The 13809-nt window shown below is 64.6% G+C and carries 12 protein-coding genes and 1 tRNA gene; all 13 read left to right on the top strand.

Features of this window, described 5'->3' with window-relative positions:
• Window positions 1-6: 6 nt before the first annotated feature.
• The 13 genes from murC to obgE all read left to right on the top strand — a co-directional run bounded on the left by murC (window position 7) and on the right by obgE (window position 13755).
• Window positions 7-1419, top strand: coding sequence for a UDP-N-acetylmuramate--L-alanine ligase (gene murC / locus FRF71_RS01350; RefSeq protein ID WP_147088864.1), 1413 nt, complete (start codon window positions 7-9; stop codon window positions 1417-1419).
• Window positions 1416-2309, top strand: a complete 894-nt coding sequence (murB, locus tag FRF71_RS01345; RefSeq protein ID WP_147088863.1) for a UDP-N-acetylmuramate dehydrogenase — start codon at window positions 1416-1418, stop codon at window positions 2307-2309. The genes murC and murB overlap by 4 nt, the downstream gene beginning before the upstream one ends.
• Window positions 2306-3259, top strand: a complete 954-nt coding sequence (locus FRF71_RS01340; RefSeq protein WP_147088862.1) for a D-alanine--D-alanine ligase — start codon at window positions 2306-2308, stop codon at window positions 3257-3259. The genes murB and FRF71_RS01340 overlap by 4 nt, the downstream gene beginning before the upstream one ends.
• Window positions 3256-4245 (top strand): cell division protein FtsQ/DivIB, encoded by a 990-nt coding sequence (locus tag FRF71_RS01335; RefSeq protein WP_147088861.1) that lies wholly within the window; start codon window positions 3256-3258, stop codon window positions 4243-4245. The genes FRF71_RS01340 and FRF71_RS01335 overlap by 4 nt, the downstream gene beginning before the upstream one ends.
• The gene (gene ftsA, locus FRF71_RS01330) at window positions 4245-5525 is read left to right on the top strand and encodes a cell division protein FtsA (RefSeq protein WP_147088860.1); all 1281 of its coding nucleotides are present in this window, start codon (window positions 4245-4247) and stop codon (window positions 5523-5525) included. Before FRF71_RS01335 ends, ftsA begins: the two co-directional genes overlap by 1 nt.
• Window positions 5526-5661: 136 nt before the next feature.
• Entirely contained in the window at window positions 5662-7266 is a 1605-nt protein-coding gene (gene ftsZ, locus FRF71_RS01325; protein WP_147088859.1) for a cell division protein FtsZ, read from the top strand.
• Window positions 7267-7379: 113 nt separating this feature from the next.
• On the top strand, window positions 7380-9152 hold the full coding sequence (locus tag FRF71_RS01320) for an SPOR domain-containing protein (RefSeq protein ID WP_147088858.1): 1773 nt from the start codon (window positions 7380-7382) through the stop codon (window positions 9150-9152).
• 106 nt (window positions 9153-9258) lie between these two features.
• Entirely contained in the window at window positions 9259-9765 is a 507-nt protein-coding gene (locus FRF71_RS01315) for a type III secretion system chaperone family protein (RefSeq protein ID WP_147088857.1), read from the top strand.
• A gap of 9 nt (window positions 9766-9774) precedes the next feature.
• Entirely contained in the window at window positions 9775-10587 is an 813-nt protein-coding gene (gene proC / locus FRF71_RS01310) for a pyrroline-5-carboxylate reductase (RefSeq protein ID WP_147088856.1), read from the top strand.
• 106 nt (window positions 10588-10693) lie between these two features.
• Window positions 10694-11440: a Bax inhibitor-1/YccA family protein gene (locus FRF71_RS01305; protein ID WP_147088855.1), complete on the top strand. Its 747-nt coding sequence runs from the start codon at window positions 10694-10696 to the stop codon at window positions 11438-11440.
• 161 nt (window positions 11441-11601) lie between these two features.
• Complete coding sequence (locus FRF71_RS01300; RefSeq protein WP_147088854.1) at window positions 11602-12348, top strand: hypothetical protein; 747 nt, start codon at window positions 11602-11604, stop codon at window positions 12346-12348.
• A gap of 81 nt (window positions 12349-12429) precedes the next feature.
• A tRNA-Ala gene (locus tag FRF71_RS01295) sits at window positions 12430-12505 on the top strand.
• 194 nt (window positions 12506-12699) lie between these two features.
• The gene (gene obgE, locus FRF71_RS01290; RefSeq protein ID WP_147088853.1) at window positions 12700-13755 is read left to right on the top strand and encodes a GTPase ObgE; all 1056 of its coding nucleotides are present in this window, start codon (window positions 12700-12702) and stop codon (window positions 13753-13755) included.
• The last annotated feature ends 54 nt before the right edge of the window (window positions 13756-13809 follow it).

The following is a 13809-nucleotide window of genomic DNA, read 5'->3' as shown; positions in this document are numbered from 1 at the left end:
ATTGGAATGAAAGGCGTAGGCACTGACATCGGCACGATCCACTTCGTCGGCATCGGCGGGATCGGCATGTCCGGCATTGCCGAAGTGATGCACAACCTGGGCTATTCGGTCCAGGGCAGCGACATTGCCGAAGGTTATGTCGTGGAAGGCCTGCGTGCACGCGGGATCAAGGTCATGATCGGCCACAAGGCTGAGAACCTGGGCGATGCTGCCGTGGTCGTAACCTCGACTGCCGTAAAGCGGGACAATCCTGAAGTTGTTGCCGCGCTCGAAACCCGCGTACCGGTGGTGCGCCGTGCCGAGATGCTGGCCGAGCTGATGCGACTGAAGCGCACGGTTGCCGTGGCCGGCACTCACGGCAAGACTACCACGACCAGCCTCGTCGCGGCGCTGCTCGATGCCGGCGGGGTCGATCCGACCGTGATCAACGGCGGGATCATCAATTCCTACGGCTCCAACGCGCGCCTTGGCGAAAGCGAATGGATGGTGGTTGAAGCGGATGAGAGCGACGGCTCGTTCCTGCGGCTCGACGGGACCATTGCCGTGGTCACCAACATCGATCCCGAGCACCTCGATCACTACGGCTCGTTCGATGCGATCAAGGACGCCTTTGTCGAATTCATCGAGAACGTGCCGTTCTACGGCTGTGCGGTGCTGTGCATTGACCACCCCGAAGTCCAGGCCGTTATCCCCAAGGTCCGCGACCGCCGCGTCGTGACCTATGGTTTCTCGGCCCAGGCCGATGTGCGTGGTGAGAACGTCACGCCGTTCCCCGGCGGCAACCGCTTTGACGTGGTGATCCGCCAACGTGACGGTTCGCAGCGGCGGATCGAGGGGATCGAGCTGCCAATGCCCGGTCGCCACAATGTCCAGAACGCGCTCGCCGCTGTCGGCGTGGCGGTCGAGATGGGCTGCGCGGATGCAGTCATCCAGACCGGCTTTGCCAAGTTCGGCGGGGTCAAGCGCCGCTTCACCAAGGTGGGTGAGATCGATGGCGTGACCATCATCGACGATTATGGCCATCATCCCGTCGAAATCCGCGCTGTTCTCGCCGCTGCGCGCGAAGGGGTGCAGAACCGTGTAATCGCCGTGGTCCAACCGCACCGCTTCACGCGCCTACGCGATCACCTGGCTGAGTTTCAGGCCGCCTTCAACGATGCCGATCTGGTCTATGCGGCCCCGGTCTATGCTGCCGGCGAAGCCCCGATTGAGGGCGTCGATTCCGCCGCGCTGGTTGAAGGGATCAAGGCGCGCGGACATCGTTCGGCCCAGCTGATCGCCAGCGCCGATGCTCTGGCCGCCGAACTGGCCGATGTCGCGCAGCCGGGCGACATGGTGGTCTGCCTGGGGGCGGGGGACATCACGAAGTGGGCCGGCGGTCTCGAAGCCGCCATCCGCGTTTTCCGGACCGGCGGATGAGCACGGCCACGCTTCCCTCTGTCCGGGGCAAGCTGACCCCTTCGGCCCCGCTGGCGCCGCTGGTCTGGTTCAAGTCCGGCGGCGCGGCGGAGTGGCTGTTCGAGCCGAAAGACATGGCTGACCTGCAAGGCTTCCTACGCGAGCTTGACCCGGCAGTGCCAGTGATGGCGCTTGGGCTGGGCAGCAACATGATCGTCCGGGACGGTGGTGTGCCGGGCGTGGTGGTGCGGCTGGGCAAGGCCTTTGCCAGAGTTGAGCAAACTGCAGATCTGACATTGAACTGCGGCGGCGGGGCCTCGGGCATTCTCGTATCCTCCACTGCGCGCGACAATGGCATCGCGGGTCTGGAATTCCTGCGCTCGATCCCGGGCACGGTTGGCGGCTTCGTGCGGATGAACGGCGGGGCCTATGGCGGCGAGGTCAAGGATATCCTGGTCGATTGCGACGTCGTCCTGCGCGACGGATCGCTGGTAACCCTGCCGGTCGCCGACCTGCACTATACCTATCGCCATTCCGAACTGCCCGAAGGAGCGATTGTTGTTGCCGCACGGTTTCGCGGGAAGCCCGGCCAGCCGGACGCCATCCAGGCCGAGATGGACCGCATTTCCGCCAGCCGCGAAGCGAGCCAGCCGCTCCGCAGCAAGACCGGCGGATCGACCTTCAAGAACCCGGCTGGGCACAAGGCCTGGCAACTGGTTGACGAAGCCGGGTGCCGGGGGCTTCAGCTGGGCGGCGCGCAGGTCAGCGAGAAGCACACCAACTTCCTTCTGAATCTGGGCGAAGCGACCAGCGCCGAGATCGAAGCGCTGGGCGAGGAAGTGCGGCGCCGGGTCAAGGAAAAGTCTGGCGTCGAACTTGAGTGGGAAATCCAGCGAGTGGGGAAGAAGTGAGCCTGCCTAAGCTTCATGTTGCGGTCCTGATGGGCGGCTGGTCGAACGAGCGGCCGGTCAGCCTCATGAGCGGGGAAGGGGTGGCCAAGGCGCTGGAAGAGCGCGGGCACCAGGTCACCCGGATCGACATGGACCGCGATGTCGCGGCCAAGCTGGCGGCGACCAAGCCGGACGTGGTGTTCAATGCCCTGCACGGCACACCGGGCGAGGACGGCTCGATCCAGGGCATGATGGACCTGATGGGCCTGACCTATACCCATTCAGGCATGGTCGCTTCGGTCATCGCGATCGATAAGGAACTGACCAAGCAGGCGCTGGTCCCCCACGGTATTCCGATGCCGGGCGGGCGGATCGTGCCGGTGACAGAGATTTACGAGCGGGATCCGCTCGAGCGGCCCTATGTGCTGAAGCCGGTCAACGAAGGGTCTTCGGTCGGCGTGGCAATCGTCACTGCCGAGGGCAACTACGGCAACCCGATCAGCCCGGACACCAAGGGTCCGTGGCAGGAATTCGATAGCCTGCTGGCAGAACCCTACATCCGCGGCCGCGAGCTGACCACGGCGGTGCTGGGCGATCGCGCGCTGATGGTCACTGAGCTACGGCCGAAGTCGGGCTTTTACGATTTCGACGCGAAATACACCGAGGGCATGACCGAGCATGTCTGCCCGGCCGAAATCCCGGATGAGATCACCCGGGCCTGTCTCGATCTGGCGCTGCGCTGCCACCAACTGCTTGGCTGCAAGGGTTGCAGCCGCACCGATTTCCGCTGGGATGACGAGCGCGGACTGGCAGGCCTGTTCGTGCTGGAAACCAATACTCAGCCGGGGATGACGCCGCTCAGCCTCGTGCCGGAGCAGGCCAAGCACCTGGGGATCGAATATGGCGAACTGGTCGAGATGATCATCGCCGAGGCGCTCGCTGAGAGAGATCGCAAGGGGGGCAAGCGGTGAGCCAGACGATCAAGCGTGGCGGCAAGAGCGTCCGCAAGGCTGCTGCCGCCCAGGGCAAGGTCCGGCAGGTGCGCGCCGCCAAGGCAAAGACCGGCTCGGCCATCGGCACGGCGCTGGGCTGGCTGCCGATCAGCGAGGAACAATGGCAGCGGGTGTTCCTCGCCGTGATTCTCGGCGGGGCAGCCGTGCTCGCTTGGACCGTGGCGAGCTTTGCCGGGGTGCCGGCCATGGCCCAAATGCAACTGGCCCAGGTGGCAAGCGATGCAGGCTTCGAAGTGCGCCGGGTCGAAGTGCGCGGGGTCAAGAACCTCAACGAGCTGAAGGTCTATGAGCGTGCCCTGGCTGAACGCAACCGGGCCATGCCGCTGGTCGATGTTGATGGCCTGCGCGAGGAATTGCTCCAGCTGTCCTGGGTGGAGGATGCGCGGGTATCGCGTCAGCTACCGGACTCGCTCGTGGTCGACATTGTCGAGCGCAAACCCGCTGCGGTGCTGCGCAAGGCTGACAAGCTGGTACTGATCGACGCCACCGGGCACGAGCTTGAAGTGGTGGGACCCGCTCGGGCCAAAGGAAAGCTGGTGGTCTCCGGCCCCGGGGCGGGCAAGCAGGTGGTTGCGCTCCAGGAACTGATGGCGGCCGCCCCTGCTTTGAAGCCGCAACTGCGCGAAGCCGAATGGATCGGCAATCGTCGCTGGAACTTTACCTTCAAGACCGGCCAAGTTCTCGCCCTGCCTGAGGGTACCGACAAGTCGGCCAAGGCGCTGATGACCTTCGCGCGCCTTGATGGCGTCAACCGCCTGCTGGGCGGCAAGGTCGCCGCTTTCGACATGCGTGCGGGTGACCGCATCTATCTGCGCGTACCGGGCCGTACCGATGCGATCGAGCATCCCGTGCCCAAGCCGGCAGCCAGCGAGGCCACCAAGCCCGAAGACGCGGTCAAGGCCAAGCCCAAGTCCGAAACGTCCAAGCCGGCGGACAAGGACTGATGGCTACGCCCCGCATCGTCCGCACCTTTGGCGCGGTCAACATCGGCTCGTTTCGTATCTCGGCGATGGTCGCCGGGCTGTCGGAAACGGGTGAGATGGTGGTGCTGGGGTCGGGGCACCGCGCCGCCCAGGGGATCAAGCGTGGCTATGTGACCGACATGCAGGCCGCGACCTATGCCGTGCGCGACGCGGTTGAGCGGGCTGAGAAGATGGCCAACACGGCCGTTACCTCGGTCTGGATCGGCTCGTCCGGTGCCGGCCTCGCCAGCCAGGTCGCCCAGGTCGAAATCGACATCGGCGGGCGCCGGATCGAGGAAGACGATATCGAACACCTGCTGGTCGCCGCACGCGACGTGATCCAGCCGGACGGTCGGATGGTGCTTCATGCTCAGCCAGCGCACTATACGCTCGATGGTGCCGACGGCGTATCCGATCCCAAAGGGCTCCATGCCGAGCGGCTTGGGGTCGATATTCACGTGATGCTCGCCGATGGGGCGCCGGTGCGTAACATCACCGAGACGGTCCAGAATGCGCACTTGCAGGTTGAGGCCGTGGTCGGCTCACCGATTGCGGCCGGTTATGCTTGTCTCAACCCGGAAGAGCGTGACCTGGGTGTGGCCTTGGTTGAGTTCGGCGCGGAGGTAACCAATGTCTCGGTCTATGCCTCGGGCATGCTCCTTGGCCTAGTTACGATCCCGATGGGGTCGGGCGACGTGACCGATGCGATTGCCTCGGCCTTCGGGATTCGCCGCTTCCAGGCCGAGCGGCTGAAATGCGTCCACGGATCGGCCATCGCCAGCCCTTCGGACCACCGCGAGATGATTCCGGTCAACGCTCCGGGCGATGAAATGACCGGGCCAATCGCCCGCCATGCCGATGACAAGAACCGGATCCCCCGCGCCGAACTGATCTCGGTCATCACCGAACAGCTGGCGCGGCTGACGGAAGAGGTTTCGCGCGCGTTGAAGTCGCTGGGCTTCACTGGCCAGCGCGGTCAGCAGATCGTGCTGACCGGCGGCGGGGCCGAGCTGGCGGGGTTGGCCGACTATGCCCAGGCGGCGCTCGGCAAGCCGGTCCGGATTGGCCGCCCCTTGCACATCAAGGGTCTGCCCGAAGCCCATGCTACGCCTGGATTTTCTACCCTGGCGGGTCTTGTGCTCTACGCTGCGGCGGACCCGATCGACATCCGCAAGGTCGGGCGGGGCAAACAGCAGATTACCCGGTTCGACAAGCTTGGCCTAGTCGGCCGGCTCTATCGTGCCGTGCGGGAGTATTTTTGAAATCCCGCGTGTGGTCCGGAAAACCTGAGGGTGACTGTGGACAACGTAGGATTACGGGTTGGAAACTTGGATTCTTGCGGTGCACTAACCACGTTAGTTGTTAGAATTGCATCCGCTTGCCGGACAGGAGAGCGCCATGAGCATCAATATCGGACCGCCAGCCGTTGAAGAGCTGCGTCCCCGGATCACCGTGATCGGGGTGGGTGGTGCAGGCGGAAACGCCATCGCCAACATGATCGGTGCCGGGATCGAAGGTGTCGACTTCGTGGTCGCGAACACCGATGCCCAGGCGCTCAACAACTCGATTGCCGAACACCGCATTCAGCTTGGCCCGGATATCACACAGGGCCTAGGCGCCGGTTCGCGTCCTGAAGTGGGCAAGGCTGCCGCCGAAGAAACCCTGGCAGAGATCGACCGGGCACTGGATGGCGTCCACATGTGCTTCATCGCCGCCGGCATGGGCGGCGGCACCGGTACTGGCGCGGCCCCGGTTGTCGCCAAGGCGGCACGTGAAAAGGGCGTGCTGACGGTCGGCGTGGTGACCAAGCCGTTCCTGTTTGAAGGTACCCGCCGGATGCGTTCGGCCGAGGCGGGGATCGAGGAGCTGCAGAAGCACGTCGATACCCTGATCGTCATTCCCAACCAGAACCTGTTCCTGGTGGCAAAGGCGGAAACGACCTTCAAGGAAGCCTTCCTGCTGGCCGATGAGGTGCTGCAACAGGGCGTCCGCTCGATCACCGACTTGATGGTCATGCCTGGACTGATCAACCTCGACTTTGCGGACGTCCGCTCAGTCATGGCCGAGATGGGCAAGGCGATGATGGGCACGGGTGAGGGCAGCGGCGAGAACCGTGCGCTCGAAGCCGCCGAGAAGGCGATTGCCAATCCGCTGCTTGATGGCGTGTCCATGCAGGGCGCGAAGGGCGTGATCATCTCGATCATCGGCGGCGACGACATGAAGCTGCTCGAAGTCGACGAGGCTGCGAACCACATCCGCGAACTGGTCGATCCCAATGCCAACATCATCTGGGGTTCGGCCTTCAATCCGGATCTCCAGGGCAAGATTCGCGTCTCGGTGGTCGCCACCGGGATCGAGCAAAGCGCCAGCCAGGCCGAAGAGGCCAGCCGTCCGTTCAACCTGACCGCGTCGCGCGGGCCGGTGCGTCCGCAAGCCGAGACCCAGCCGCTGTTCGGCCGGTCGGCGCCCGCACCTGAGACTGAGTCCGAACCGGTGGCCGAATTGGCACCCGAGCCAGAACCTGAACCGGAAGCCCAGGCCGAGGCGCCTGCTCCGGTTGCCAGCTACAGCGATGATGACTGGGATGCGGCCGAACCCGCTGTTGCCGATGATGAGCCGCTTGAGCTTGAGATGGAAGCGGAAGAGCCGGCTTCCGACGTGGAACCGGCCGCCGAAGCCGAACCAACTGATGATCTGCTGAGCAATGCCTCGCGCCTAGTTGAAGAAGACCAGCCGGTGGCGGGCGGCCTGCCGGGTCGTCGCCGTGGTCTGGTTTCCAGCGAAAGCGGGGAAATGGACACCGGCGCCGATGACGCTGGCGAAGCGCCGATCCAGCCGGCCACCAAGCCGCCGCGCGTCTCGACCGGCGGCGCCACCCTGTTCGAGCGCATGGCCAACCTTTCGCGCGGCGGGCGTTCGAAGGACGAAGATGAGGATGACGATGATGGCGATGGTCCGTCGATCAGCATTCCCCGCTTCCTCGGCCGGCAGAATAATCAGTAAAGTGGATTGAACCTGGCGGTTCGGCGCAAAGCCGTTCCGCCGGGGGCATAATTCGATTAATGCTGCCGGGTCGCCAAATCGGCGGGTCGTTCATTCTCGCTTTCAGGGTCCCGATGTCCCCCTCCATTTCGGCCAGACTGGTCCGTTTCGCGCTGCTGACCGGGTCCTCGTTTGGCCTGGCACTGAACCCGGCTTTTGCTCAGGCCGATGCCCAGGTCGACGATGGTGAGATCGACGCGGTCAGCCAGCCGGTGGTTCAACCACTGCCGGGCGGGCCGGGGATGATGCTTAATGCGGCGCTGAACAAGCTGGCTCGTAACCCGCGTGACGTGACGGCGCTGATCGAGGCAGGCAAGGCATCGGCCGCGATCGGTGATGCCGAGGCCGCAATGGGTTTCTATCGCCGTGCCGACCAGCTGCAGCCGGCCAATCCCAACGTCAAGGCCGGGCTGGCAGGGGCGATGGTTCTGGCTGAAGATCCCTATTCTGCGATCCCGCTGTTTGAAACAGCCGAGCGTCTCGGGCCAGTCGATCCCAAGCTGCTGTCGGAGCGCGGCCTCGCCTATGACCTCGTCGGCGATAATGAACTGGCCCAGCGCTACTACCGCCAGGCACTCAGCGCCGGCCCTGATGACGAGACGCTGCGACGCCTGGCGCTAAGCCAGGCGATCTCGGGCGATCGGCGCGGTATGGAAGTTACGCTTAGCCCATTGCTGCAGAAGCAGGACAAGGCTGCCTGGCGGACCCGCGCTTTTGCCTTCGCGATCCTGGGGCTGGCTAGCGAGGCCGAGGCTGTCGCCCGCGCCAACCTGCCCGAAGCAGCGGCCGGAGGGATGGTCGCCTACCTGCGCTATATGCCGCGGCTGACCGCAGCGCAGCAGGCTGCTGCCGCCAATCTGGGCCATTTCCCGCGCGCGGCGGAGATCGGGCGCGACGATCCGCGCATTGCCGCCTTCATCCGGCCGAAAGTCGTGCTGGCTGCGGCTGACAAGCCGGCGGCGGCCACCGTCCCGGTCAAGAACGATCGCGCCAGCCGCTCGCGCAACCGCCAGGTTGCCAGGCAAGAGCAGCCCAAAGTCGAAGCTGCCAAGCCGGCGCCTGTCCGCGTCGATGTCCGGCCAGTGCCGCCTGAACCCCAGCCGGTCCGGATCGCCGTGGCACCGCCGCCAGCGCCCACGCCGGTCCCGGCAGCTGCACCAGCCCAGCAGCCGAAGGCGGCTGTGCCCAGCCCAGCGTCTGCGGCTGCGCCGAGTCCCGGTTTGGAAAGCAAGCCCGCGGCAGCTGCGTCGGCCCAGTTTGACCTTGCCAGGACTGTTGCCGCACCGGCTCCCCCGCCTGCACCAACGCCAGCACCGGCACCCGCACCCGCACCGGTACCGGTGGTCGTGGCACCGCCACCTCCGTCTCCGCCTCCGCCGGCACCGCCCCGCCAACGCAGTCTGGCCGATGTCTTTGCTGACCTCGCCCCGCCCAGCCGCGAGGCTGAGCCGATCGCTGGGGCGGTTGACCTGCGCAAGATCGCAGCCGACCGCGCCAAGGCCGAAGCCGCTGAAGCGAAGGCCGCCAAGGCCAAGGAAGCCGCCGCCAAGAGCCCTGCGGCGACTCAGCCCAGCCGGATCTGGATTCAGCTCGCCGCGAGCCGCGACAAGCCTGGGCTGGCCGGTGATTTCCGCCGCTTCAGCCGCAACGACCCCGATTTGTTCAAGGGGCGCAAGGGTTTCACCAGCGCTTGGGGCCAGGCGACGCGGCTGCTGACAGGTCCGTTCCCATCTGAGAAGGCGGCCACCACGCTGCTCGCCCAACTGAAGAAGGCGGGGATTTCGGACGCTTTCGTCTGGACCAGCCCGGCCGGCCAGGTGGTCGATCCGTTGCCCACGGCGAAGTGACGTCAGGACGTCTTTTCCACACCTTGTAAACAGGGTTGTAAAGTTTTGCGCAGCCGCGGCGAGGCCGCCCATTGTCGCCGGACCCGTGGCAACGCATCCAGCGCCCATGATGCAGGGCAACCGCGATTATCAACGTGACGAGGATGCGGCTCCGGTCGACATGCTGGCGTCGCTTTTCGAGGCGCGCGGCTGGCCCTGCGAGTTTGTAGGCGAGGACGAGATCTCGGGCGAGATCAAGGGCAGCTGGGCCAACTACACGGTGCGCGGCATCTGGCGGCGCGAGGACCACGTGCTCCAGCTGCTCTGCCTGCCCGATATCCGTGTGCCGGACGACAAGCGCACCGGCGTCTACGAGCTGCTGGCCCTGGTCAATGAACAGCTCTGGGTCGGCCACTTTGACATCTGGTCGAACGGCAACGTGCTGCTTTACCGCCACGGCCTGCTGCTGGGTGATGAAGGTCTGCTGAGCCTGGCCCAGGCCCAGGTTGCGGTCGAAGCTGCGATTGAGGAATGCGACCGGTTCTACCCGGCCTTCCAGTTCATCCTGTGGGGCGACAAGACCCCCGAGGAAGCGCTTGCCGCCTCGCTGGTCGATGCGGCCGGGGAAGCGTAGGGCTTGCCGATGGGCAAGCTTGATTCGATCCTGATGGTCGGCTGCGGCAACATGGGCGGGGCCATGCTGCGCGGCTGGCTGGCAGCCGGCGCCGATCCGGCCCGGTTTACAGTGGTCGATCCCTATCTCGCTGGGGCCCCCGATGGCGTAGGCCTGCTGCGTGAACTGCCGCCGAGCCACTTCGATGCTGTCCTGCTGGGGGTAAAGCCACAGGGCTTTGCCGAGGTTGCAGCTGGGCTCGCTCCGCAGGTTGGCCCCGAAACGTTGGTACTGTCGATCCTCGCCGGCATCGAATTGGCCAGCCTTTCCGCTGCGCTGCCCGATGCCGCTGGCTGGGTGCGGATCATGCCCAACCTAGCGGCGGCGTTGGGCAAGTCGCCGATGGCCTTGGCCGAGCTTGGCCTTGATCAGGCAGTACGCAATGAGGTTAACGAGCTTCTGGCACCACTTGGCACTCCCGAATGGATCACCGAGGCGCAGTTCGATCTCGCTACGGCGCTGGTCGGTTCGGGTCCGGCCTTCGTCTATCGCTTCATCGATGCGCTTGCAGCGGGTGGGGCAGAGCTTGGCTTTAGCACAGCTCAGGCGCAGCGGCTGGCGCTCGCCATGGTCGAGGGCGCGGCCGAGCTGGCGCGCGAGTCGCCGCATTCGCCGGCTGAACTTGCCCGGATGGTTGCCAGCCCGGGCGGCACGACCGAGGCCGGTTTGAAAGTCCTCGATGCCGATCAAGCGCTTGAAAAGCTTGTCGTGGCGACCTTGCGCGCGGCGCGGGACCGTGGGGCGGCGCTGGCGGCCTTCTCGGCAGCACCAAAAGAGAGTTAATCAGGACCAGATCATTCCGATTTCACTTGAAAGCGGCGCTGATCTTACCGATATTCCATGCATCGGGTGGCTATAGTGCGGCCCGCAACACGGAGATTAAGTCATCATGGCTAACTGGAACGATCCCCAGCCCACCAAGACGGGCTTCGGTGCGTCCCCCAGCCTCAATGGCGAAGTGCTTGGCACGGGCGTGACCTTTGACGCGGGTCTGCGCAAGCACATGCTCGCCATTTACAATTACATGGCCTCCGGCGTGCTCCTCTCGGGCATCGTCGCGCTGCTGTTTGCCAATTCGGGTCTTGCGGCCCAAGTGCTTGCCACACCGCTGCGCTGGGTGATCATGCTGGCTCCGCTTGGTTTTGTCTTCGCGATGAGCCTGGGTGCCAATCGTATGGCCACCAGCACGCTCCAGCTGCTGTTCTGGGGCTTCTGCACCGTCATGGGCCTGTCGATGTCGTCGATCTTCCTGGTCTTCACTGCCAGCTCGATCGCCAGCACGTTCTTCGCCACGGCCGGTGCCTTCGCGGGTCTCAGCCTGTTCGGCTACACCACTAAGAAGAGCCTGTCCGGCATGGGTTCGTTCATGGTGATGGGCCTGATCGGGATCCTGATCGCGATGCTGATCAACATCTTCTTGCAGTCGAGCGCGCTCCAGCTGGCGATCTCGATCCTCGGCGTGGTGATCTTCGCGGGTCTGACCGCATGGGATACGCAGCGCCTGAAGCAGGAGTACTACATGCTGCAGGGCACCGAATTCGCCGGCAAGGCGGTCGTGCTGGGCGCGCTGACGCTCTACCTGGACTTCATCAACATGTTCCAGTTCCTGCTGAGCTTCCTGGGGAACCGCGAGTAACCCTTCGCAGTTCATCAAACTGGGCTCTGATCGTGCCCGGCGCGCTATTCGGCGCGCCGGGCATTTTCTTTGCGAGTGCGAGGGGCTAAGGCGCGGCTTCAGCTTGGGGCAAGCTTGCCTTGCTATGGAATGCCCTTGGCGGGGTTGGAGAGGGTCAAAGAATGGCACGCTATACGTTGAACACCGCATTGGGGGCTGCGGCGCTCTCGCTGCTGCTGGTTGCCAGTGCGGCCGATGCGAAGAAAAAGAAGCCTGTCCTCCCGCCGCCGCCACCACCGCCCCCCGCTGAGAAGTGGGTCTTCGTGCCTTACAAGCCCAGCCCGCCCAACAATGCCTCGCCCAATTTCGTGACACCGGCAGTAGGTGCCGATGGCCTGCGGGTCAGCGTCAACCGCAACATTTCGCCCGCTCAGACCACCTGGAACCTGCGTTCGGGCTATAACGTCGCCGCGCTGAACTGCCTTGAGCCCAAGCACGCCCAGATCGTGGTCAATTACCGCGCCTTTCTGCGCACCCATGCCAAGGCGCTGCGCGCGGCCAACCTACAGGTCGATAGCGAATGGCGCGGCAAGTATGGCGCGGGCTTCGTCAAGAACCGCGAAAAGTACATGACCGAAGTCTACAATCGCTTCGCCATGCCGCCGACGCTCTCAGCCTTCTGCGATGCGGCGCTGGCGATGAGCAACGACGCCAAGGCGGTGAAGGTTGGCCAGCTTGATCGCTTCGCCGCGGTCAGCCTGCCGAACTTGGAGATCGTGTTTGACGATTTCTACAAGCGCTACGATCAGTACAAGGCTGACCTGGCCGCCTGGGAGACCAAGTGGGCCGGCTATGCCCCAGGTACCAATATCCTGGTCCCGGTCACCAGCCCACTGGCGATGGCGGAAACCCGCGCTACCGCGCAGTAACTTTTGCGCTTCCAAGCCGGAGCGCCTTTCGCTAAGGGGGCGCCTCGCATCAGGCGGCCTGCCGCCTGTTAGCACTGGAACGGGGCCGTAGCTCAGATGGGAGAGCGCGTCGTTCGCAATGACGAGGTCAGGGGTTCGATCCCCCTCGGCTCCACCAGTGTACCGCAAATTGCTCCAGATCGGCCTGCGAACGGCACCGGCCTGCGCTTCCGGTGCTCACGACCCTGATGGTCGCTGCGCGCCGGTTCTCGCCCGGCACCATTCTCGGCTCGATCTGAAGCAATTTTCGGCACACTGGCTGTGCTTTTTCCAAAGCGCGACAATCGCGCCAAATCCCGTTAGAACCGTTCCATGCATTTTCTCGACCAGGCCAAGATCTACATCCGCTCCGGCCAGGGCGGCCCCGGGGCTGTGTCGTTCCGGCGGGAGAAGTATGTCGAATACGGCGGCCCTGACGGCGGCAACGGCGGCAAGGGCGGGGACATCATTTTCGAGGCGGTCGCGGGCCTGAATACCCTGATCGACTTCCGCTATGCCCAGCACTTCAAAGCCCCGCGCGGCGTTCATGGCTCGGGCAAGAACCGCAATGGCGCGGCCGGCAAGGATTTGGTGATCAAGGTCCCGGTCGGCACCCAGCTGATTTCCGATGATGACCGCGAAACCGTGCTGCTTGACCTGACCGAGGCTGGCCAGCGCGTGACCTTCCTTGAAGGCGGCATGGGCGGGCGCGGTAACGCCAGCTACAAGACCAGCACCAACCGCGCCCCGCGCCAGCATCAGCCGGGCGAGATGGGTGAGGAGATGTATGTCTGGCTGCGGCTCAAGCTGCTGGCCGATGCCGGGTTGGTCGGCTTGCCCAATGCCGGCAAGAGTACCTTCATCAACCAGATCACCAACACCAAGGCCAAGGTCGGCGATTACGCCTTCACCACGCTGAAACCGCAGCTAGGCGTTGTGCGGCACCGCAACCGCGAATTCGTGCTGGCGGACATTCCTGGCCTGATCGCGGGAGCGGCTGATGGCGCAGGCATTGGTGACCGGTTCCTTGGCCATATCGAACGCTGCCGCGTGCTGATCCACCTGATCGACATCAATGGCACCGATCCAGCCGAGGCGCTGGAGATCATCGAGGAAGAACTCGAAGCCTATGGCAACGGGCTTGATGAAAAGCCGCGCCTGATCGCGCTCAACAAGGTCGACACGGTCGATGCCGAGCTGGTCAAGATGTTCATCAAGGAACTGAAGGCTGCGGGTGCGAAGAAGGTCTATCCGATCTCCGGCGCGACGGGCAAGGGCATGGACGCCCTGCTCGATGCCGTGATCGAATACCTGCCCGCCGCCACCGGCACCGAACGTCCGGCTGGCGAACAGGAAGAGGGCGACGACAAACCCTGGTCGCCCGTCTAACCCCAACGCAGTCGTCATCCCCGCGAAAGCGGGGACCCAACACGAGACGTAGCC

This window comes from Novosphingobium ginsenosidimutans, assembly GCF_007954425.1.
Taxonomy (GTDB): domain Bacteria; phylum Pseudomonadota; class Alphaproteobacteria; order Sphingomonadales; family Sphingomonadaceae; genus Novosphingobium; species Novosphingobium ginsenosidimutans.
The sequence above is the reverse complement of the archived record's forward strand: the minus strand, read 5'-3'. Positions and strand labels throughout refer to the sequence as shown.